At 55.7% G+C, this 777-nt stretch carries 1 protein-coding gene; it reads left to right on the plus strand.

The annotated features are described in order from the left end of the window. A partial coding sequence (locus tag ACFSO0_RS19730) for a transposase (protein ID WP_376883423.1) occupies positions 1 to 777 on the plus strand: 777 nt, incomplete at both ends.

The following is a 777-nucleotide window of genomic DNA, read 5'->3' on the forward strand; positions in this document are numbered from 1 at the left end:
CTCAGAGCCAGACCCGAACCAAGGAACGCTGCTGCTTGATGCGACCTGTGCGCCTGCCGACGTCGCGTATCCGACGGACATTACCTTATTGAACGAGGCCCGGGAGAAGCTGGAAACGATCATCGACGTATTGCATGAGCCACACGTGGGCCATCGTCCGAAACCGCGCACCTATCGAGCAAAGGCACGCCGCGCGTACTTGACTCTCGCCAAGCAACGCCGAATCGGATATCGGGCACTGCGGCGGGGGATCGGCAAGCAACTCGCTTTCATCAGGCGAGATCTTCGAATCATTGAAGAACTTGCGGCCATCACACCGCTCACCGTGCTTAGCAAAAGGCAGTACAAACAACTGCTCGTCATTCAGGAGTTGTATCGCCAACAGAGATGGATGCATGCGAAGCGAGTCCATCATGTGGAGGATCGGATCGTCAGCATTCATCAACCGCATATTCGCCCGATCGTTCGTGGGAAAGCCAAAGCGAAAGTCGAATTCGGGGCGAAGGTGTCCGTCAGCATGGTGCAGGGGTTCGCCTTCATAGAGCGTCGGCAGTGGGACAATTTCAACGAAGGCGTCACCTTGATTGAATCCGTAGAGACGTACAAAGCTCGGTTCGGCGTGTATCCGAAAGAAGTGTTGGCGGATCAAATCTACCGAAACCGAGAGAATCGTGCGTACTGCAAAGAACATGGCATTCGTCTCAGCGGGCCTCCGCTCGGCCGACCTTCCAAGCAAGCGGACACGTCAGAAATGAAACGAATCGCCAGGCTGGATGC

The organism is Brevibacillus sp. GCM10020057 (assembly GCF_042683565.1).
In the GTDB taxonomy this organism is placed as follows: Bacteria; Bacillota; Bacilli; order Brevibacillales; family Brevibacillaceae; genus Brevibacillus.